This window comes from Magnetospirillum sp. XM-1 (assembly GCF_001511835.1).
GTDB lineage: Bacteria > Pseudomonadota > Alphaproteobacteria > Rhodospirillales > Magnetospirillaceae > Phaeospirillum.
In genome coordinates this window covers 4805823-4825187 of sequence record NZ_LN997848.1, presented here as the reverse complement: position 1 = coordinate 4825187, position 19365 = coordinate 4805823, and the positions used below count along the sequence as shown (strand labels likewise).

Below are 19365 nucleotides of genomic sequence, written 5' to 3'. Positions count from 1 at the left end.
GGCAAAATTCTATTGATTTCGCGGCGCCGCATTATTGCGGCCAGCGAGGTTCGCGACTCTACCGATACCATCGGAGACTCGCAACGTGATCGGAACGCGAACACGGAAAATTTTTTGCTTGCAATTCCGGACTCGTGGATTTGTCTGGAATCGCCAAAACAACGAGGGCCGCGCAAGAAGCGCGGCCCTCGAAAATCGCAGGAAAATCAAGCCATTGGCATTAGGCCAGCGGCTTCATCTCCTTGACGCGGGCGACGAGGCGGGAAACCTTGCGCGACGCGGTATTCTTGTGCAGCACGCCGGCCTGGGCGCCCTTCATCAGTTCGGGCTGGGCCTCCTTGAGGGCGGCCTGGGCAGCGGCGGAATCGCCACCGGCGATGGCGAGCTCGACCTTCTTGACGAAGGTGCGGATACGGCTCACGCGGGCGCGGTTGACCTCGGTACGACGCTCGGTCTGGCGGATGCGCTTCTTAGCCGACTTATGATGGGCCATGGATCAGAACCTTGGAACACGGTTGCAAATTCGAAGGCGCGTTTATATGTCTGCGCCGGAGGGTCGTCAAGCGTTGAATCGGAGCCCGGCGGATTCACCGGGCTCCGATGGCGAATCAACGGTTCTTGAAGGCGGCTGGGCGCTTCTCGACGAAGGCGGCCATGCCTTCCTTCTGGTCCTGGGTGGCGAAGGTGGAGTGGAACAGCCGGCGCTCGAAGGTGACGCCCTGGGCCAGGGTGGTCTCGAAGGCGGCGTTGACCGATTCCTTGCACAGCATGACGATGGGGCGCGACAGGGCGGCGATCTTGGAGGCGGCCTTGACGGCCTCGTCCACCAGCTCGGCCACCGGCACGATGCGGCTGACCAGGCCCGAACGCTCGGCCTCGGCGGCGTCCATCATGCGGCCGGTGAGACACATCTCCATGGCCTTGGACTTGCCCACGGCGCGGGTGAGGCGCTGGGTGCCGCCGGCGCCGGGGATGGTGCCGATGGTGATCTCGGGCTGGCCGAACTTGGCGTTGTCGCCGGCGATGATGAAGTCGCACATCATGGCCATCTCGCAGCCGCCGCCCAGTGCGAAGCCGGCCACCGCCGCCACGACGGGCTTGCGGCACTTGGTGACCCGCTCCCAGCCGTCGGTGATGAAGTTGGCGAGGTAGTTGTCCATGTAGCCCTTGTCGGCCATCTCCTTGATGTCGGCGCCGGCGGCGAAGGCCTTGTCCGAACCGGTCAGCACGATGGCGCCGATGGCATCGTCGGCCTCGAAGGCGTCCAGCGCCTGGCCCAGCTCGGAGATCAGGGCGGCGCACAGCGCGTTCATGGCCTTGGGCCGGTTCAGCGCGATCAGGCCGACATTGCCGCGGGTCTCGACGGTGATGTTCTCGAAAGCCATGGGAATTCCTCTTCGCTTGAAGGTGTCACTCGGGTGAAATGGTGAAGCGCAGGGTCACCCCGGCGCGGTCCTGGGTGGTTTCGAGGCGCAGCACCTCGGTCTCGCGGCGATAGAGCCGGTCGCCCTCGCGCGTCCAGCCCAGCTGGGGCAGGGTGGCGGCGTAGAATTTCAAGATGTCGGCGGGCCTGGCTGCGCCGTGGGCATAGGCCTCGACGATGCGGCCCGAGGGCGAATCGAAGGAGACGCCCGATCCCATGACCTCGGTCAGGCCGGGGGGCAGCGGCAGGTCCTCGTAGGCGGACAGGAACGCCTCGGCCCGCGCCGGTCCAGGCCCGAGCAGGAGGATAAGCGCGAAAGCGGTAGCCAGATGCCGAAAACGAGCCATGGAATCCCTATACCATCACACTTGCCGCTTCGCACAATAGAAAGTGGAGCGTCCTGCCTGGGTGATCCGGCGGATGCCGCCGCAATCCGGCTCTCCGGGGCAATCGGGGCAGCGCTCGCCCTCGCGGCCGTAGACCTGGAAGGAATGCTGGAAATAGCCCAGTTCGCCGTCGGGTCTTGCGTGGTCCTTCAAGGTGGAGCCGCCGGCGGCGATGGCGTCGCGCAGCACGGTCTTGATCAGCGGCGTCAGGCGCCCGATTTCGGTATTGGTCAGGGAACCGGCGGGGCGCAGCGGCGAGATGCCGGCGCGGAACAGGCTCTCGCACACATATATGTTGCCGAGACCGGCCACCACCTTCTGGTCCAGCAGCACCGTCTTGATGGGGCCGCTCTTGCCCCGCACCGCCTCGCCCAATGCGCCAGCGTCGAAGGCTTCGTCCAGGGGCTCGGGCCCGATCCCGGCCAGCAGGGGATGGGCGGCCAGTTCGGCGGCGTCGCACAGGGTGAACAGGCCGAAGCGGCGGGGATCGGTCAGCGTCACCGAAAACCCCTCCTCGGTGATCCATTCCACGTGGTCGTGGGGGCCGGGCGGGGCATTGCGCAAGGGCGAGATGGTCATGCGCCCCGACATGCCGAGATGGCCCAGCATGATCAGGCCGCCTTCCATGCGCACCACCAGGTACTTGGCACGCCGTCCCACGGTTTCCACGGTGCGCCCGGTCAGGCGCTTGGCGAAGTCCTTGGGGAACGGCAGCCGCAGGCCGGCGCGCCGGGTCTCGACGGACACGAACCGTCGTCCGTCCCAGACTTGGGCCAGACCACGGGCGACGGTTTCGACTTCGGGCAGCTCGGGCATGGCGGGCAGTATAGGACAGGCTCCTCCCCGTGACAGCGACGAATTTCCGAGCTAAGGTGCCGCACCATGACGAACAGCCATTCCCATAACGGCGGCACCACCCATTTCGGCTTCAAGACCGTGGGCGAGGACGAGAAGGTCTCGCTGGTCCGCGACGTCTTCGATTCGGTGGCGTCCAAGTACGATTTGATGAACGACCTGATGAGCGCCGGCGTCCATCGCCTGTGGAAGTCGGCGTTCCTGGACATGCTGCGGCCCCGGCCCGACCAGACCCTGCTGGACGTGGGCGGCGGCACCGGCGACATCGCCTTCGGCTGGAAGAAGCGGGGCGGCGGCCCCGTGACCGTGTGCGACATCAACCGCGAGATGCTGTCCGTCGGGCGCGACCGCGCCGTGGATCGCAATCTGCTGGGCGGGCTGACCTGGGTGTGCGGCAATGCCGAGGAACTGCCCATACCCGACCGGTCGGTCGACCGATACACCATCGCGTTTTGCCTGCGCAACGTCACCCATTGGGACCGGGCCATCGCCGAGGCCTATCGCGTGCTGCGCCCCGGCGGGCGCTTCATGTGCCTGGAATTCTCGCGCGTCATCGTGCCGGGCCTGCGCGAGGCCTATGACGCCTATTCCTTCAACGTGCTGCCCAAGGTGGGCGGCATGGTCACCGGCAATGCCGAGGCCTACCAGTATCTGGTGGAGAGCATCCGCAAGTTCCCGCCCCAGGAGGAAATGGCCGCCATGGTCGAGGCCGCCGGCTTTGCCCGTGTCGAGGTCCGCAACCTGTCGGCGGGCATCGCCGCCATCCATTCGGGGTGGCGCCTGTAAATGATCCGTTCGTTCCGCAATCTGAACCGCCTGCTGACCATCGGCCGCGTGCTGGCGCGCCACGACGCCCTGTTCCTGCTGGAAGACTATCTGCCCATGGCGCGCTTCGGCTCGAAGCTGCTGCGCGGCGGGCGGTCGCCGGCCAGCACGGGCCGTCCGGGCCAGCGTCTGGCCGCCGCCTTGGCCGAGCTGGGGCCGTCCTTCATCAAGCTGGGCCAGGCCCTGTCCACCCGCGCCGATCTGCTGGGCGAGGAGATGGCGGCCGATCTGTCGGGCCTGCAGGACGAGTTGCCGCCCTTTTCGCCCGAGGAAGCGCGGCGCATCGTCGAGGAGGAACTGGGCGGGCCGCTGTCCAACTTCTATTCCGCCTTCGACGACGTGCCGGTGGCGGCGGCCTCCATCGCCCAGGTGCATTTCGCCACCACCCGCCAGGGCCGCGAGGTGGCGGTCAAGGTGCTGCGCCCCGGCGTCGAGGCCAAGTTCCACCGCGACATCGACCTGCTGTACTGGCTGGCCGAGTGGGCCGAGCTGGCCCTGCCGCGCATCCGCCGCCTGAAGCCCGTCGAGACGGTCAAGACCTTCGAGGAATCCGTCACCCTGGAGATGGACCTGCGCTTCGAGGCGGCCGCCGCCTCCGAACTGGCCGAGAACTTCCGCGGCGACGACAATTTCAAGGTGCCGGAAGTGGATTGGCTGCGCACCGGCAAGCGGCTTTTGACGCTGGAACGCGTCTCGGGCATTCCGGTGGACGAGACCGAGCGCCTCAGGGCGGCGGGCATCGATCCCGTCGACGTGCTGGCCAAGGCCGCCGAGGCCATGTTCAAGCAGGTGTTCCGCGACGGCTTCTTCCACGCCGACATGCATCCGGGCAACCTGTTCATCGGCGAGGGCGGCCAGCTCATCGCCATGGATTTCGGCATCATGGGCCGGGTGGACAAGCGCACCCGGCGCTTCCTGGGCGAGATGCTGCTGGGCTTTTTGTCGGGCGACTACCGCAAGGTGGCCGAGGTGCACTTCGCCGCCGGCTACGTGCCCGCCGACCAGTCCATGGACACCTTCACCCAGGCCTGCCGCTCCATCGCCGAGCCGATCCTGGGCCGGCCGCTCCACGAGATCTCCATCGCCAAGCTGCTGGGCCAGCTGTTCCAGGTGACCGAGACCTTCGCCATGGAGACGCAGCCCCAGCTGCTGCTGCTGCAAAAGAGCATGCTGGTGGCCGAGGGGGTGGGGCGCATCCTCGACCCCAACATCAACATGTGGCATCTGGCCCAGCCCCTGATCGAAGGCTGGATGCGCGAAAACCTCGGCCCCGAGGCCAAGGTGCGCGAGACGGTAAGCAGCGTGGTCGGATCGCTCGAACGCCTGCCCCGCCTGATCGCCGAGACCGAGCGGACCTATTCCATGCTGGTCAACCAGGGGCTCAAGCTGCACCCGGAAACGGTCAAGGCCATGTTTCCGCAGCAAAACCGCGCGCGCCGCCCCGTGCCCGCCCTCGGCTGGCTCATCGCCGCCGCCCTGGCTGTGGCGCTGTATCTGAAATAGGTGGGGGCCATTACGGGGCTCTCGCCCCGATCCCCGGTTGGAGGCGACGCCCCCATACCTCTTTTCGATTCATAAAATAAAATGGGGTCCGGGGCATTGGCTCCGGATGGGCTTGGGCGATAGCCCAATTCGGCCCTATTCCGCCGCGCCGGCCTTGTTGGAATTGGCGGCCGGCATGTCGGGGTCGCGCAGCACGTAGCCACGTCCCCACACCGTCTCGATGTAGGATTCGCCGCCCGTGGCGGTGGCCAGCTTCTTTCTGAGCTTGCAGATGAAGACGTCGATGATCTTCAACTCGGGCTCGTCGATGCCGCCGTAGAGGTGGTTGAGGAACTGCTCCTTGGTGAGCGTCTGGCCCTTGCGGAGCGAGAGCAGCTCCAGGATGCCGTATTCCTTGGCGGTGAGGTGCAGCGGCTCGCCGGTGACGGCGACGGTGCGCGCGTCCAGGTTCACCGACAGCTTGCCGGTGTCGATCACCGACTGGGCATGGCCCTTGGAGCGCCGGACGATGGCCTGGATGCGGGCCACCAGCTCGCCCTTGTCGAACGGCTTGGTCAGGTAATCGTCGGCGCCCGAGCCCAGGCCCTTGATCTTCTTGTCCGGTTCGGAAAGGCCCGACAGAATGAGGACCGGCGTCTCGATGCGCGCCGAGCGCAAGCGGCGCAGCACCTCGTAGCCGTCCATGTCGGGCAGCATCAGGTCCAGCAGGATGATGTCGTAATCGTAGAGCTTGCCGATCTCGAGCCCGTCCTCGCCCAAGGCAGTGGTGTCGACCACCATGCCCTCGGCCTTGAGCATGGCTTCGATCGCCCTGGACATCAGCTGGTCGTCTTCGACCACTAAAACTCGCATCGTAAGGTCCCCGGTCCCATCCGTCTCTACGATGTGTTAACCATACGGGTGTATTCTGATGAGTTCAAGGCGGCTGGAAGGGGTACGCGATTGAAATTCCTTGTCCGCAACCTGATCAACGACATCGAACGGGTTTCCAACATCCAGGTTTACGGCCAGGTGGCGGCCGTTCAGGGCATGCTGCTGGAAGCCGGCGGCGTGCAGCGGACGATTTCGGTGGGCGACCGCTGCAACGTGGTGGCCCGTGACGGGCGCCGGGTGATCTGCGAGGTGGTGGGCTTCCGCCAGGGCCGGGCGCTGCTGATGCCCTATTCCCCCATCGAAGGAATCGGGCTTGGCTGCCGCACCGAGGTGCAGGACGCCGAGCCGGTGGTCTATCCCGACCGCGGCTGGCTGGGCCGGGTGATCAACGGCTTCGGCGAGCCGGTGGACGGGTTGGGGCCGCTGCCGGGCGGCGACACCGCCTATCCGATCAAGGCCCAGCCGCCTTCGGCCCATTCCCGCTCGCGGGTGTCGGGCAAGATCGACCTGGGCCTGCGCTCGGTCAACGCCTTCCTCACCTGCTGCCGCGGCCAGCGCATGGGCATCTTCGCCGGCTCGGGCGTGGGCAAGTCGTCCATCATGTCCATGATGGCGCGCAACACCTCGGCCGACATCGCCGTGCTGGGCCTGATCGGCGAGCGCGGCCGCGAGGCCCGCGAATTCATCGAGGACGACCTGGGGCCCGAGGGCATGAAGCGCTCCATCGTCGTGGTCTCCACCTCGGACGAAAGCCCGCTGATGCGGCGCCAGGCCGCCTACATGACGCTGACCGTGGCCGAGTATTTCCGCGACCAGGGTCTGGACGTGTTGTGCATGATGGATTCGGTGACCCGCTTCGCCATGGCCCAGCGCGAGATATCGCTGTCGGCGGGCGAGCCGCCGGCGTCCAAGGGCTATACGCCCACCGTGTTCGCCGAGTTGCCGCGCCTGCTCGAGCGGGCCGGGCCCGGCGTGGGCAAGGGCTCCATCACCGGCCTGTTCACCGTGCTGGTGGACGGCGACGACCACAACGAGCCCATCGCCGACGCGGTGCGTGGCATCCTGGACGGCCATATCGTGCTGGACCGCTCCATCGCCGAGCGCGGCCGCTATCCGGCCATCAACATCCTGCGCTCGGTCAGCCGAACCATGCCCGGCTGCAACAACCAACAGGAAAACGACCTGGTGCGCCGGGCCCGCGCCCTGTTGTCCACCTACGAGGACATGGCCGAGCTGATCCGGCTGGGCGCCTATCGCCGGGGCACCGACCCCAAGGTGGACGAGGCCATCCATTATTACCCGGCGCTGGAAGCCTTCCTCGGCCAGCTGAAGACCGAGGCGACCAACCTGCAGACCGCCTACGCCCAGCTGGCCGAGATCCTCGGCATGCCGTTCGACGGCGACGGCATGGGACGGAAGTAGGTTCCCGATGGCCGCCAAGGGGCTCAAGACCCTCATCCGTCTCGCCAAGTGGGAAGTGGACGAGAAACGGCGCATCCTGGTGGCGCTGCAGGGCCGCGAGGACGAGATCCTGGCCGCCATCCGCCATGCCGAGGAAAGCCTGGTCCACGAGCAGCAGGTAGCGGCCGAGGACGCCGCCGGGGTGGGCTTCGCCTATGCCGCCTTCGCCAATGCCTGGCTGGCCCGGCGCGAACAGCTGATGCAGATGCTCGAACAGGTGCGCCAGGAAATCGTGCGGGCGCGCGACATCCTGGCCGAGGCCTTCAACCAGCTGAAGACCTACGAGATCACCCAGAAGGAGCGCGAGCGCCGCGCCCAGGCGGAACTGGACAAGAAGGAACAGGCCTTCCTGGACGAGGTCGGCTTGAATATCCACCGCAGGCGGGACACGGGCGAGGAGTAGCCCTTATCGCGCCGTCGGTATGATCCCGCCGACCAGGGCCACGACGACCATCAGCAGGATCAGGGTCAGCACCTTCCAGAATAGCAGCGGGTTGCGTTCCATCAGCGGCGGGCGCTGGGCGGCCAGATAGTCCGGGCTGGGCTGGCGCAGGTCGTGGGCGAATTCCGAGACGTCCTCGTAGCGCCGGCTGGGCTCCACCTGGACGGCCTTTTCCAGCACGGAATCGATCCAGGCGGGCAGCTCGCGGTCCTCGTCCAGCGCGGTGGCGTAGCGCAGCTTTCTCTGCGCCGCCGGGCTGCGCGCCTTGGCCACCTGGGTGCCGTAGGGATAGCGGCCGGTCAGCATGCGATAGGCGATCACGCCCAGCGAGAAGATGTCCGAGCGCTCGCTGCCGCCGTCGCCCAGGAAGTATTCCGGCGCGGTGTAGAGCGCGGTGCCCAGGATGGGATCGTCGGCGGGGGGCTGGCCGGCTTCGGCCACGCCGGCGACCCGGACGGAGCCGAAATCGATGATCTTCACCGTGCCGGTCTTGTCGATGACGATGTTTTCCGGCCGCAGGTCCTGGTGCAGCATCTCCATGCGGTGGAAGGCGCGCAGGCCCTTGGCGATCTGCTCGACGACCGAGCGCACCGCCTCCAGCGGCGGGGCGGGGTTGTCGATCATCCACTGGGCCAGGGTCTGGCCCTCGACATATTCCATGGCGACGTAGAGGAAGCCGCGCTTGCGGCTTTGGGGGCAGGGTTTCAGCACATGGGCGCTGTTGACGCGCCGCGCCACCCATTCCTCCATCTTGAAGCGCCGCAGATAGCCGGCGTCGCCGCGAAGATCGATGGAGGGGAGCTTGAGCGCCACCAGGGCGCCGGTCTCCACATCCTCGGCGAGATAGATATGGCTGCGGCTGCTGGCGTGGATTTCGCGCACGATGCGATAGCCGTCGAACGGCGCCCTGGCCTCGGGCAGGGGCGGCAAGGCCAAGTCCTCGGCCTGTTCCAGCGCCTCGGCCGCCTCGCGGCTGGGCAGTTGGTCGACGCGTACGATCTGCAGGGTCAGGTTGTCGCTGCTGCCCCGTCGCAACGCCTCGTCGACGATGAGGCGGGCGGCGCGGTCCAAATCCTCGGCGTTGGCCGCCACGGTCGCGGCCACGAAGGCGGAATCCATGTATTCGTGGACGCCGTCGGTGGTCAGCAGGAAGGTGTCGCCCGGCTCGACCGGCAGTTCGCGGTGGTCGATCTCCAGTTGCTGGTTGATGCCGAGCGCCCGGCCGAGATAGCTGCGCCCGCCGCCCACCTCCACCCGGTGGTCGTTGGTCAATTGCTCGAGCGAGCCGCCGCTTAAGCGCCAGATGCGCGAATCCCCCACATGGAACAGATAGGCGGTGTTGGAGCGCAGGATCAGGGCGCTCAGCGTGCAGACATAGCCCCGGTCCTGGTCGTAGCAGATGCGGTTGCGCTGGGTCTGGGCGTGCAGCCAGGAATTGGCCGCCGCCAGGATGCGCTGCGCCGAGGTCTTCACCGACCAGGCATCAGAGGTGCAGAAATAGTCGGTCATGAACGACTTCACCGCCGATTCGGCGGCGATGTGGCTGACCTCGCTGGTGCTGATGCCGTCGGCCAGGGCGATGGCCGCGCCCTTGGAGCCGAGCAGCGGCTCGTCGGGCACCAGGGCGCCGTGGAAATCCTGGTTGGTTTCCTTGCGGCCCTTGTCGGAATGCTGCCCGATGGACAGTTTCAGCCCGTTTGCCATGTCCAACCCCGGGAAGACGCGCCCTCCGGGGGACGGAGGGCGCTTCGCCACTACTTCAGGACCCGCTTGGCGGCGGTCTTGATATGGGTGGAATACAAGGTCAGGCCGGTGAACGCCAGACCGCCGAACAGGTTGCCCAGCACCGTGGGGATCTCGTTCCACACCATGTAGTCCATCACCGAGAACTTGCCGCCCATCAGCATGGCGCAGGGGAACAGGAACATGTTGACGATGGAATGCTCGAAGGCCATGCCGAAGAACAGCATGATGGGCATCCACATGGCGATGACCTTGCCGCTGACCGAGGTGGAGATCATGGCGCCCACCACGCCGGTCGACACCATCCAGTTGCACAGCATGCCGCGGATGAACAGGGTGGCCATGCCGGCGGCGCCGTGGCTGGCATAGCCCAGCGTCCGGTTCTCGCCGATGGTGGAGATGATGGCGCCCACCTTGTCGGGCGGGGTGGAGAAGCCGTAGGTGGCGACGATGGTGGCCATCACCGCCACGGTGAAGGCGCCGGCGAAATTGCCGACGAACACCAGCCCCCAGTTGCGCAGGATGCCGCCGATGGTCACGCCGGGGCGCTTGTCCAGCCAGGCCAGGGGCGTCAGCACGAATACGCCGGTCAACAGGTCGAAGCCCAGCAGGTACAGCATGGAAAAGCCCACCGGGAACAGAATCGCGCCGACGATGGGATAGCCGGTCTGGACGCTGACGGTGACCGCGAACCAGGCGGCCAGGGCCAGGATGGCGCCGGCCATGTAGGCCCGGATCACCGTGTCGCGGGTGGACATGTAGATTTTCGCTTCGCCCGCATCCACCATCTTGGTGACGAACTCCGCGGGAACCAGATACGCCATGATGCTTCCCCTTCCAGATCGCCCGCCGCAACGGGCCACATGGAGGGGGAAGATGCATGAACCATGCCTAAATGCGGCGGCGCGGAAATCCGGCCTTCATGGGAGGATTCTGCAGCCTAAAAAGAGGGCAATGCCCATAATAACGGTGCAAATGCACTTTAAATGGGCATTGCGGGTGCATCGTTTGGACATTCGCGGGGAAGTTTATGGGCCGGCGAGGGACTGGACCGGTTTCCCGGCCTTCGTCCCTCGCCGCCCGTGGCAGCTTCGCGCCCCGTATGGGGGGAGGGTGGCGCGAGCAATGCCCTTTTCCCACCCGTCTCCCTGAGATTGAGCGGTGGGGCCCTGGCCATCCGTCCCGGCGGAGTGGGGGGAGCTGGGACGGGCGTCAGGGTGAGAAATAGAATAATTCAACCAAAGCGGCCCGGCAAGAGCTTTGCCGTCCGGAGGTGAAGGTTATCGCCGGTTCAGCAGAGGCCGCCCGAACTACAGCAGCTTGACCACGAAGAAGCCGCCCACCAGGACGACGACGAACACGGTGGTGACCAGCTTCAGGCGACGTTCCACGAAATCGCGGATGGGCGGGCCGAACTTCCACAGAAGTGCGGCCACCAGAAGGAAGCGCATGCCGCGCGCCACGATCGAGGCGAAGGTGAACTTCATCAGGTCGAAGTCGAAGGCGCCGGCGGTGATGGTCACCAGCTTGTAGGGGATGGGGGTGGCGCCCTTGACGATGATGAACCACACGCCCCATTCGTCGATGATCGGCTTTAAGGCGTGGAATTTTTCCTGCAGATGGAAGGCGCCCAGGATGGCCATGCCGATGGAATCCATGGCGAAGGCGCCGATGGCGTAGCCGAGGAAGCCGCCCGCCACCGAGGAGACGGTGCAGATCATGGCGATGCGCAGCCACTGGGTGGGCGCGGCGATGACCATGGGGATCAGCATGACGTCGGGCGGAATGGGGAAGAACGAGCTTTCGATGAACGAGATGGCCGCCAGCCACCAGATGGCGTGCCGGTGGGCCGCCTTGGCCATCATCCAGTCGTAGAGACCCTTCAGCATCATGCGGACTCCTCAAGAATCGGCGAGGTGTAGCAGCCGGAGGCCAAAGGGGCAACCACCCCTTGTCTTTTGCGCGCGCCAACGGCACTTTGGGGCCGTATCGGGGAGAATGCGGACATGCGCGCGGCGATCGCGGCGGGATTGGCGGTGATGGGGGTGGCGGGAAGTGCCGCGGCCGAGGAGGCGTTCGCCCTGGCCGCGCTGCGCTTCGACCCCCTGTCGCTGGGCATCGGCGCCCTGCTGGTCCTGGTGCCCGCCGTGGCGGCGCTGCTCTTGCTGCGCTGGCGCATGGCGGGGCTTGCCGCCGAGGCGGCGCGCTCCGCCGCCCTGGCCGAGCGCCTGGGCGAAAGCCTGCTGGCGGCGCCCGACGGCTTCTATGCCTGGCTGGGGGGCGAGCGCGAGATCTGCTCGCGCCGGCTGGCCGTGCTGCTGGGCCTGTTCGGCGGCACCCAATCCACCTTCACCGACGTGCTGGAATCCTTCGCCGCCGCCGATGCCGCCCAGTTGGACGGTGCTGCGTCGCGCCTGCGCGAGGAGGGCCAGGGCTTCGAGCTGGAACTGCGCCTGCGCGACGGCGGCCGCCGTGTCCGGGCGGTGGGCATCCGCGCCGCCGGGGCCGACGGCCAGGGGCTGGCCGATCTGGTCTGGATGCACGACGTCACCGAAGGGGCCGCCTTCGAGGCGGAACTGGCGTCCCGTCTGGCCGGGCTGGTGGCCGAGCGCGAACGGATCGAGGGCCTGCTGGGCATGCTGCCCATTCCCGTCTGGGTGCGCGACGACGATCTGTCGCTGCTGCACGTCAACCGGGCCTATGCCAGGGCGGTGGACGTGGCCTCGCCCCAGGCGGCGGTGGCGGGCCAGATCGAGCTGGCCTCGGACGGTTCGGTGCGCGAGGCCCGGGCCCTGGCCGCCCGGGCGCGGGCGGCGGGCGAGTCCCGCGCCGAATCCTTCCATCTGGTGCTGGGCGGCCAACGCCGCTTCACCGAGATTATCGAGGCGCCGTTCGAGACCAGCGACGGCGGGCTGCTGACCGCCGGCTACGCCATGGACCTCACCCGCATCGAGGAATTGCAGGTGGAACTGGGCCGCCACGCCAGCGCCCACGCCCAGGTGCTGGAGCACCTGGCCACCGCCATCGCCATCTTCTCCACCGACACAAGGCTCACCTTCTTCAACACCGCCTTCACCCGGCTGTGGCGGCTGGAGGCGGACTGGCTGACGGCCCAGCCCACCTACGGCGCCGTGCTGGATTCCTTGCGCGAACGCCGCCTGCTGCCCGAGGTGGCCGATTACCGCGCCTACAAGGAAGACGAGCTGAAGCGGTTCATCTCGCTGATCGACGCCGCCGAGACCCTGCTGCACCTGCCCGACGGCCGCACCTTGCGCCGGATGATCGCCGCCCATCCCTATGGCGGCCTGATCTTCACCTACGAGGACGTCACCGACACCTTGGCGCTGGAGCGCTCGTTCAACACCGCGCTGGCGGTGCAGCGCGAAACCCTCGACCACCTGCACGAGGGCGTGGCGGTGTTTCGGGGCGACGGGCGCCTGCGCCTGTTCAATCCCGCCTACGCCCGCATCTGGAACCTGCCGGCTCCCATGCTGGAGGCCGAGCCCCACGTCAACGAGCTGGTCGAAGCCCACCGTCCCTATTTCGAGGGCGGCGCCGAGCGCACCTCGGTCTGGCCGGAAATGCGCGAGCGCCTGATGGCCCTGTTCAACACCCGGGCGCCCCAGAGCGGCCGGGTCGAGCGCCTGGACGATTCCATCGTCGATTTCGCCTCGGTGCCGCTGCCCGACGGGGCCATGCTGCTGACCTGGCTGGACGTCACCGATTCAGCCCGGGTGGAGCGCGCGCTGCGTGAACGTAACGAGGCGCTGGCCGCCGCCGACCTGTTGAAGAGCGAATTCATCGCCAACGTCTCGGCCGAGGTCCGAAAGCCGCTGACCACGGTGATCGGCTTCTCCGAGATGCTGGCCGCCGAGTATTTCGGCAAGCTCAACAAGCGCCAGCACGAATACGCCAAGGGCATCACCGAGGCGGGCCAGGGGCTGCAGGCGCTGATCTCCGACATCCTCGACCTTGCCGCCATCGAGGCCGGCCAGATGGCGCTGGAGCTCGACACCGTCGACATCCACCCCATGCTGTCCGGGGTGCTGGGGCTGGTGCGCGAACGGGTGCGGGAAAAGAAGCTGCACCTGGATTTCGACTGCCCGCTGGACATCGGCTGGATCGTCGCCGACGAGCGCCGGCTGCGTCAGGTGATGTTCAACCTGCTGGGCAACGCGTTGAAGCGCACGCCTTCGGGCGGAAGGGTGACGGTGCGGGCCGAGCGCAGGCCGACCGAGCTGGCGCTGACCATCAGCGATACCGGCGCCGGCCTTTCCGACGAGCAGCGGCAACGCCTGTTTGGCGGCTTCGTGGCGGGTGGCCGCCGCGAGGCGCTGCCGGCCGGCCAGGGCGACGACGATTCGGGCATCGGCCTTGCCCTGGTGCAGCGCTTCGTCGATCTGCATGGCGGCAGGGTGGAATTGGCTTCTCTTCCCGGCGAGGGTACGGTGGTGACCGTGCGCCTGCCGGTAGGCGCTGGGGCGGCATGAGCAACATGGGAGCGGATGGGTGATGATGAGCAAGATGGGATGGCGGGGCGGCCTGGTTGCCGCCGCGATTCTGGTGACGGCGGCCTTGCCCGCCCGGGCCGAGACGGTGACCGAGGAGTTCTCCATCGGCAGCAAGTGGCCCGACCAGCAGCTCTACATCCGCAACAAGCATCCCGCCAACCTCTACGACGTCAAGCCGGAGAAGACGGTGCTGTTCCTGCACGGCGCCACCTATCCCGCCCATTCCTCCTTCGACATGGCGGTGGACGGCCAGAGCTGGATGGACTGGATGGTGGCCCGGGGCTACGACGTCTATACCCTGGACATCCGCGGCTACGGCAAGTCGGGCCGCCCGCCTGAGATGAAGCAGACGCCCGAGGCCAACGCCCCCGTGGTGGACACCGCCGAGGCGGTCGAAGACGTCACCCGCGCCGTGGATTTCATTCTGTCCCGGCGCAATGCCCAGCGTCTGGTGCTGGTCGGCTGGTCGTGGGGCGCCACCCTGGCGGGGACCTACGCCAACACCGCCCAGGACAAGGTGGAGCGGCTGGTGCTCTACGCGCCGCAATGGCTGCGCGAGGTGACGCCGCCCACCGACGCCGAACTGGCCCGGGTGCCCGCCTGGCGACAGGTGGACCCCAGGGAGGCCCGCGACATCTGGCTGAAGGCGGTGCCCGAGGCCAAGCGCGACGGCGTGTTGCCCAAGGCCGTCTTCGGCGACTGGCTGAAGGCGACCCTGGCCAGCGACCCCGAACCCGCCACCCCCCACACGGTGCGCGCGCCCAACGGCGTGGTGCTGGACACCATGCGCTATTGGGCGTCCAACAAGCCGCGCTGGAACCCCGAGCGCCTGTCCATTCCCGCCTTGGTGATCCAGGGCGAGTGGGACGCCGAGGCGCCGCCCGCCATGGGCATGAAGCTGTTCAACCGCCTGACCGGTTCGCCCTACAAGCGCTACGTCATGGTGGGCGAGGCCACCCACGCCGCCCTGATCGAAAAGAACCGCAAGCAGCTCTATCAGGCGGTGGCCGAGTTCCTGGAATCGCCCGGACCGCGGCGGTAGAGCTTTTATTGTTCGTCACCCCCGGGCTTGTCCCGGGGGTCCATGGATGGCCGGGTCAAGCCCGGCCATGACGAGCGGAGAGGGCCTGGGCATCCCCCTTAGGCAAATTCATTGGCAGCCTATCCGAACAGACCGGGCGGGTCGGCCTCTTCCGCCGGGCAGAGATCGGCCATGCCGATGCCCAGCAGGCGGAAGGCGCGGCCGTCCGCCTGACGCTCCAGCAGGGCCAGTCCTGCCCGTAGGATGACGTCGGCCCGCGTCGTCGGATCGGCCAGGCGGTGGTGGCGGGTGACCACCTTGAAATCGGCGGTTTTCAGCTTCAGCACCACGGTCCGTCCCGCCAGATGGGCGCGGTCCAGGCGCCGCGCCACCCCCTCGGCCAGGGGGGCCAGCGCCTCGGCCAGCATGCGGGCATCGCGGATGTCGCGGGCGAAGGTGGTCTCGGTGGAAACGCTCTTGGTCGGGCGGTCGGGATTGACCGGGCGGGTGTCGATGCCATGCACCATGCCAGCCAGCCTTCGGCCGAACTTGCCCCAGCGCGCCACGAACTCCGCCTCGGCCAGCGACTGCAACTGGGCGATGGTGGTGATGCCCTGCTCGGCCATGCGCGCCGCCGTGGCCTGGCCGATGCCGAACAGGGCGGTCACCGGGCGGGGCGCCAGGAAGGCGGCGGCTTCCGCCCGGCCGATTACCGAGAAGCCGTCGGGCTTGTTAAGGTCGGACGCCATCTTGGCCAGGAACTTGTTGTAGCTCAAGCCCACCGAGACGGTGATGCCCACCTCGCGGCGGATGGCGCGGGCCAGCCGGGCCAGCAGCACGGCGGCCGGGCGTTCCACCAGACGCACCCCCGGCGACAGGTCGAGATAGGCCTCGTCCAGGGAAAGCGGCTCCACCAGGGGCGTGGCCTTCTCGAACAGGGCGCGGATATCGGCGCTGACCCGCTTGTATTTGGCGATGTCGGGGGGAATGACCACGGCGTGGGGGCACAGTTCCAGCGCCTTGAACATGGGCATGGCCGAACGCGGCCCGAATTTGCGCGCCACGTAGCAGGCGGTGGTCACCACGCCCCGCCCGCCCGGATGGCCGACGATCACCGGCTTGTCCATCAGGGACGGGTTGTCGCGCTTCTCCACCGAGGCGTAAAACGCGTCGCAATCGATATGGGCGATGCACAGATCCGGCAATTCGGCATGACGCACTAGCCGCGCCGAGCCGCAGACGGGGCAGGCGGCCTCGCCGTTTCCCAAGGCTCCGCAATCCCGGCACACCGTCGGCGCTTGATCACCATATGTTCCCATGGGGCGACTATAGCGCGAGCGGCCCAAAAAGAAACCCCCCGGTTATGCACCGGGGGGTAAAGTCAAACAGGGAGGCTTCACGTCTAGGAGACGTAGGGTCCGAAGACCCGGAACCCAGGCATTGCACCTGGGAACGATGTGGCGGAACCCGCCGAACTCGGGACCTGCTGCGGTGCAGCACGTCGTAGGTATTGATTTACGGCAGGAAATGATTTCGAACCACACCAAAAAGCTGGACAGAGGCATGCTTCCAGCGCATGCCTTATGCTTTCGGGTAGGGTCTTTGCCCGATCAGGCGGATTCGGCGATCTTGCCCAGGAGGAAGTCGCGGAACACCGTGATGCGCTTGGAATGGCGCAATTCCTCGGGATAGACGAAGTAGGCCTCGACCTTCGGCCCCTTCAGCTCGGGCAGGATGGGAACCAGGCTTTCCGCCTCGCCGCGCAGGTAATCCGGCATGGCGGCGATGCCCAGCCCGCTTTTGACGGCCCGGTAGATGCCGTAGATGTTGTTGACCTCCAGCACCGGCTTGCGCGGGCGGTCGGGCGAGGCGCCCGCTTCCAGCAGCCAGTTGACGTTGGAGACCGGGGCCGAGACCCGCGTGTCGTCGCCGTAGACGATGATGCGGTGGTTGTCGAGATCGTCGGCGGATTTCGGCATGCCGTACTTTTCGATGTACGACGGCGCGGCGAACACCGCGTAGTTCATGGACAAGAGGTGACGCTGGATCAGGTCGGGCTGGCGCGGCGGCATCATGCGGATGGCCACGTCGGCCTCGCGCATGGCTAGGTCCAGCTCGCCGTCGAACAGCACCATGGTCACCGAGATGTCGGGATAGGCGTCCAGGAAGTCCTTGATGCGGGGCGTCAGCCACAAAGAGCCGAAGGCCACGGTGGTGGTGATCTTCAGCGGTCCCTGGGCGCGCTCGCGGCTTTCGGTGAGCAGCGCCTCGGTCATGGCCAGCTTGGAGAACACGTCGCGGGCGGTCTTGTAGAGAAGCTCGCCCTGCTCCGTCAGGATCAGGCCGCGGGCATGGCGATGGAAGAGGGGGAGGTTGAGGCTTTCCTCCAGCGCGCTGATCTGGCGGCTGACGGCCGACTGGCTAAGGTTCAGCACTTCGCCCGCATGGGTGAAGCTGCCGGCCTCGGCCACGGCGTGAAAAACCCTCAGTTTGTCCCAGTCCATGGTGCGACCGGTCTCCTCCCCTGGCGGATTATTTTTTCCGCCTCCCCAATCATTGCAGGCTACTGTGCCGTAACTTAACCGCCATGTCCATGCGCCGCGAGGAAGCGTTCGGCTTCCAGCGCCGCCATGCAGCCGGTGCCGGCAGCGGTGACGGCCTGGCGGTAGATCTTGTCCTGCACGTCGCCGGCGGCGAACACGCCGGGGATATTGGTGGAGGTGGCGCCCGCCTTGGTGATCAGGTAGCCCTCCTCGTCCATCTCGAGCGCGCCCTTGAACAGGTCGGTGTTGGGGGTGTGGCCGATGGCGATGAACACACCGTCCACCGGCAGCACGGACAGCGCGCCGGTCTTGACGTTCTTGATGCGCACGCCGGTGACGCCGGGGGGATTGCTGTCGCCGACGATCTCGTCGACGACGCTGTCCCAGGCGACCGACACCTTGGAATTGGCGAACAGGCGGTCCTGGGCGATCTTTTCCGAGCGGAGCGCGTCGCGGCGATGGATCAGGGTCACCTTCGACGCGATGCCGGCCAGGTAGAGGGCTTCTTCCACCGCCGAATTGCCGCCGCCGACCACAGCAACTTCCTTACCGCGGAAGAAGAAGCCGTCGCAGGTGGCGCAGGCCGAGACGCCGAAGCCCGAAAACTTCTTTTCCGATTCGATGCCCAGCCAGCGGGCGGTGGCGCCGGTGCAGATGATCAGCGTGTCGCCGGTATAGGTGTCGCCCGAATCGCCCACGGCGGTGAACGGACGCTTGGAAAGGTCCACCGAGACGATGGTGTCGTCCATGAAGCGGGTGCCCACATGCTCGGCCTGGGCCTGCATCTGCTCCATCAGCCAGGGGCCCTGGACCGCCTCGGCGAAGCCGGGGAAGTTTTCCACGTCGGTGGTGATGGTCAGCTGTCCGCCGGGCTGCAGGCCGGCCACCAGCATGGGTTCAAGATTGGCGCGCGCCGCATAGATGGCGGCGGTGCAGCCGGCGGGCCCGGAGCCCAGAATCAGAACCTTGGAGTGGTGGTGCGCCATGGACAGCTTCCCGGTTTGGTTACGATGTTGTTGCGCTACAGCATAAGGATGGGGCGCACCGCTGGCAAGCGGTGCGCCCCTTCGGACTCGACGAAAGGCCTACAGCTCGGAAGCGTGCTTGGCCAGGTACTCGGCGACGCCGTTCGGGTTGGCCTTCATGCCGGCCTTGCCCTTGTTCCAGCCGGCGGGGCACACCTCGCCATGCTCCTCGGTGAACTGCAGCGCGTCGATCAGGCGCAGCGCCTCGTCCACGTTGCGGCCCAGCGGCAGGTTGTTGACGTGGGCCGACTGCACGACGCCGTTCTTGTCGATGATGAAGGTGCCGCGCAGCGCCACCGAATCATTGATCAGCACGCCGAAGGACTTGGCGATGTTCTTGGTCAGGTCGGCCACCATGGGGAACTGGACGTTGCCCAGGCCGCCCTTTTCCACCGGAGTGTTCTTCCAGGCCAGGTGGGTGAAGTGGGAATCGACGCTGACGGCGATGACCTTGGTGTTGCGCTCGGCGAAGGCCTTGACGCGATGGTCGTGGGCCAGGATTTCCGACGGGCAGACGAAGGTGAAGTCCAGCGGGTAGAAGAACACCACGCCGTAGGAGCCCGCCAGATAGGACTTCAGGTTGAACGACGGATTGATCTCGTTGTCGGGCATCACGGCCGGGGCAGTGAAATCGGGGGCGGCCTTGGTCACCAGAGAGGTCGGATTCACAATCGCGTCGGACATTATGGAAGCTCCATCATAGGGCTTGGGACGAATGATGCCGAGAAATCTAGTCTGGTTCTCGACCTCGCAC

At 66.7% G+C, this 19365-nt stretch carries 18 protein-coding genes; 6 read left to right on the top strand and 12 right to left on the bottom strand.

Annotated features, from left to right (window positions below; translation table 11 throughout):
* Positions 1-220 precede the first annotated feature (220 nt).
* The 4 genes from rpsT to mutM all read right to left on the bottom strand — a co-directional run bounded on the left by rpsT (position 221) and on the right by mutM (position 2625).
* Positions 221-493: a 30S ribosomal protein S20 gene (gene rpsT / locus XM1_RS22035; protein ID WP_068437307.1), complete on the bottom strand. Its 273-nt coding sequence runs from the start codon at positions 491-493 to the stop codon at positions 221-223.
* 115 nt (positions 494-608) lie between these two features.
* On the bottom strand, positions 609-1385 hold the full coding sequence (locus XM1_RS22030; RefSeq protein ID WP_068437304.1) for an enoyl-CoA hydratase: 777 nt from the start codon (positions 1383-1385) through the stop codon (positions 609-611).
* Positions 1386-1410: 25 nt separating this feature from the next.
* The gene (locus tag XM1_RS22025; protein WP_068437301.1) at positions 1411-1770 is read right to left on the bottom strand and encodes a hypothetical protein; all 360 of its coding nucleotides are present in this window, start codon (positions 1768-1770) and stop codon (positions 1411-1413) included.
* Between the two features lie 15 nt (positions 1771-1785).
* Entirely contained in the window at positions 1786-2625 is an 840-nt protein-coding gene (mutM, locus tag XM1_RS22020) for a bifunctional DNA-formamidopyrimidine glycosylase/DNA-(apurinic or apyrimidinic site) lyase (protein WP_068437298.1), read from the bottom strand.
* Between the two features lie 66 nt (positions 2626-2691).
* Between mutM and ubiE the strand changes: the two genes are divergently transcribed.
* Together ubiE and ubiB are read left to right on the top strand one after the other, a co-directional pair.
* A complete protein-coding gene (gene ubiE, locus XM1_RS22015) occupies positions 2692-3450 on the top strand; it encodes a bifunctional demethylmenaquinone methyltransferase/2-methoxy-6-polyprenyl-1,4-benzoquinol methylase UbiE (protein ID WP_068437296.1) in 759 nt (252 codons plus the stop codon).
* The gene (gene ubiB, locus XM1_RS22010) at positions 3451-4992 is read left to right on the top strand and encodes a 2-polyprenylphenol 6-hydroxylase (protein ID WP_068437294.1); all 1542 of its coding nucleotides are present in this window, start codon (positions 3451-3453) and stop codon (positions 4990-4992) included. It abuts the gene before it with no gap.
* Positions 4993-5127: 135 nt separating this feature from the next.
* On the opposite strand, the gene ctrA is transcribed toward ubiB, so the two are convergent.
* Positions 5128-5844 (bottom strand): response regulator transcription factor CtrA, encoded by a 717-nt coding sequence (gene ctrA, locus XM1_RS22005; RefSeq protein ID WP_068437291.1) that lies wholly within the window; start codon positions 5842-5844, stop codon positions 5128-5130.
* Positions 5845-5934: 90 nt separating this feature from the next.
* Here ctrA and fliI point away from each other — a divergent pair, with 90 nt between their 5' ends.
* Both fliI and XM1_RS21995 read left to right on the top strand, forming a co-directional pair.
* On the top strand, positions 5935-7287 hold the full coding sequence (fliI, locus tag XM1_RS22000) for a flagellar protein export ATPase FliI (protein ID WP_068437288.1): 1353 nt from the start codon (positions 5935-5937) through the stop codon (positions 7285-7287).
* A 7-nt stretch (positions 7288-7294) separates the two neighbouring features.
* Complete coding sequence (locus tag XM1_RS21995) at positions 7295-7729, top strand: flagellar export protein FliJ (RefSeq protein WP_068437285.1); 435 nt, start codon at positions 7295-7297, stop codon at positions 7727-7729.
* A 3-nt stretch (positions 7730-7732) separates the two neighbouring features.
* Here XM1_RS21995 and XM1_RS21990 read toward each other — a convergent pair whose 3' ends face one another.
* The 3 genes from XM1_RS21990 to XM1_RS21980 form a co-directional block, all read right to left on the bottom strand.
* The gene (locus XM1_RS21990; RefSeq protein ID WP_082700670.1) at positions 7733-9472 is read right to left on the bottom strand and encodes a bifunctional protein-serine/threonine kinase/phosphatase; all 1740 of its coding nucleotides are present in this window, start codon (positions 9470-9472) and stop codon (positions 7733-7735) included.
* Between the two features lie 50 nt (positions 9473-9522).
* On the bottom strand, positions 9523-10335 hold the full coding sequence (locus XM1_RS21985) for a formate/nitrite transporter family protein (RefSeq protein WP_068437279.1): 813 nt from the start codon (positions 10333-10335) through the stop codon (positions 9523-9525).
* A gap of 486 nt (positions 10336-10821) precedes the next feature.
* Complete coding sequence (locus tag XM1_RS21980) at positions 10822-11400, bottom strand: YqaA family protein (protein ID WP_068438203.1); 579 nt, start codon at positions 11398-11400, stop codon at positions 10822-10824.
* Positions 11401-11517: 117 nt separating this feature from the next.
* Between XM1_RS21980 and XM1_RS21975 the strand changes: the two genes are divergently transcribed.
* Complete coding sequence (locus XM1_RS21975; protein WP_231920625.1) at positions 11518-14001, top strand: PAS domain-containing sensor histidine kinase; 2484 nt, start codon at positions 11518-11520, stop codon at positions 13999-14001.
* A gap of 22 nt (positions 14002-14023) precedes the next feature.
* The gene (locus XM1_RS21970) at positions 14024-15064 is read left to right on the top strand and encodes an alpha/beta hydrolase (protein ID WP_068437276.1); all 1041 of its coding nucleotides are present in this window, start codon (positions 14024-14026) and stop codon (positions 15062-15064) included.
* A 119-nt stretch (positions 15065-15183) separates the two neighbouring features.
* Here the strand turns inward: XM1_RS21970 and XM1_RS21965 are convergent, their stop codons facing one another.
* The 4 genes from XM1_RS21965 to XM1_RS21950 all read right to left on the bottom strand — a co-directional run bounded on the left by XM1_RS21965 (position 15184) and on the right by XM1_RS21950 (position 19295).
* Entirely contained in the window at positions 15184-16362 is a 1179-nt protein-coding gene (locus XM1_RS21965) for a DNA polymerase IV (protein ID WP_068437273.1), read from the bottom strand.
* Between the two features lie 291 nt (positions 16363-16653).
* On the bottom strand, positions 16654-17547 hold the full coding sequence (locus tag XM1_RS21960) for a LysR family transcriptional regulator (protein ID WP_068437271.1): 894 nt from the start codon (positions 17545-17547) through the stop codon (positions 16654-16656).
* 74 nt (positions 17548-17621) lie between these two features.
* Positions 17622-18572, bottom strand: coding sequence for a thioredoxin-disulfide reductase (gene trxB, locus XM1_RS21955; protein ID WP_068437268.1), 951 nt, complete (start codon positions 18570-18572; stop codon positions 17622-17624).
* Between the two features lie 99 nt (positions 18573-18671).
* A complete protein-coding gene (locus XM1_RS21950) occupies positions 18672-19295 on the bottom strand; it encodes a peroxiredoxin (protein ID WP_068437267.1) in 624 nt (207 codons plus the stop codon).
* Between the last annotated feature and the right edge of the window lie 70 nt (positions 19296-19365).

What these genes read in the sequence shown, in the direction of transcription:
- trxB (WP_068437268.1), bottom strand. Translation starts at nt 18,572, where the DNA reads ATGGCGCACCACCACTCCAAGGTTCTGATTCTGGGCTCCGGGCCCGCC.
- XM1_RS21965 (WP_068437273.1), bottom strand. Translation starts at nt 16,362, where the DNA reads ATGGGAACATATGGTGATCAAGCGCCGACGGTGTGCCGGGATTGCGGA.
- mutM (WP_068437298.1), bottom strand. Translation starts at nt 2,625, where the DNA reads ATGCCCGAGCTGCCCGAAGTCGAAACCGTCGCCCGTGGTCTGGCCCAA.
- XM1_RS21960 (WP_068437271.1), bottom strand. Translation starts at nt 17,547, where the DNA reads ATGGACTGGGACAAACTGAGGGTTTTTCACGCCGTGGCCGAGGCCGGC.
- XM1_RS21975 (WP_231920625.1), top strand. Translation starts at nt 11,518, where the DNA reads ATGCGCGCGGCGATCGCGGCGGGATTGGCGGTGATGGGGGTGGCGGGA.
- XM1_RS21995 (WP_068437285.1), top strand. Translation starts at nt 7,295, where the DNA reads ATGGCCGCCAAGGGGCTCAAGACCCTCATCCGTCTCGCCAAGTGGGAA.
- XM1_RS21970 (WP_068437276.1), top strand. Translation starts at nt 14,024, where the DNA reads ATGATGAGCAAGATGGGATGGCGGGGCGGCCTGGTTGCCGCCGCGATT.
- XM1_RS22030 (WP_068437304.1), bottom strand. Translation starts at nt 1,385, where the DNA reads ATGGCTTTCGAGAACATCACCGTCGAGACCCGCGGCAATGTCGGCCTG.
- XM1_RS21980 (WP_068438203.1), bottom strand. Translation starts at nt 11,400, where the DNA reads ATGCTGAAGGGTCTCTACGACTGGATGATGGCCAAGGCGGCCCACCGG.
- XM1_RS21985 (WP_068437279.1), bottom strand. Translation starts at nt 10,335, where the DNA reads ATGGCGTATCTGGTTCCCGCGGAGTTCGTCACCAAGATGGTGGATGCG.
- XM1_RS21950 (WP_068437267.1), bottom strand. Translation starts at nt 19,295, where the DNA reads ATGTCCGACGCGATTGTGAATCCGACCTCTCTGGTGACCAAGGCCGCC.
- ubiB (WP_068437294.1), top strand. Translation starts at nt 3,451, where the DNA reads ATGATCCGTTCGTTCCGCAATCTGAACCGCCTGCTGACCATCGGCCGC.
- ubiE (WP_068437296.1), top strand. Translation starts at nt 2,692, where the DNA reads ATGACGAACAGCCATTCCCATAACGGCGGCACCACCCATTTCGGCTTC.
- XM1_RS21990 (WP_082700670.1), bottom strand. Translation starts at nt 9,472, where the DNA reads ATGGCAAACGGGCTGAAACTGTCCATCGGGCAGCATTCCGACAAGGGC.
- rpsT (WP_068437307.1), bottom strand. Translation starts at nt 493, where the DNA reads ATGGCCCATCATAAGTCGGCTAAGAAGCGCATCCGCCAGACCGAGCGT.
- XM1_RS22025 (WP_068437301.1), bottom strand. Translation starts at nt 1,770, where the DNA reads ATGGCTCGTTTTCGGCATCTGGCTACCGCTTTCGCGCTTATCCTCCTG.
- ctrA (WP_068437291.1), bottom strand. Translation starts at nt 5,844, where the DNA reads ATGCGAGTTTTAGTGGTCGAAGACGACCAGCTGATGTCCAGGGCGATC.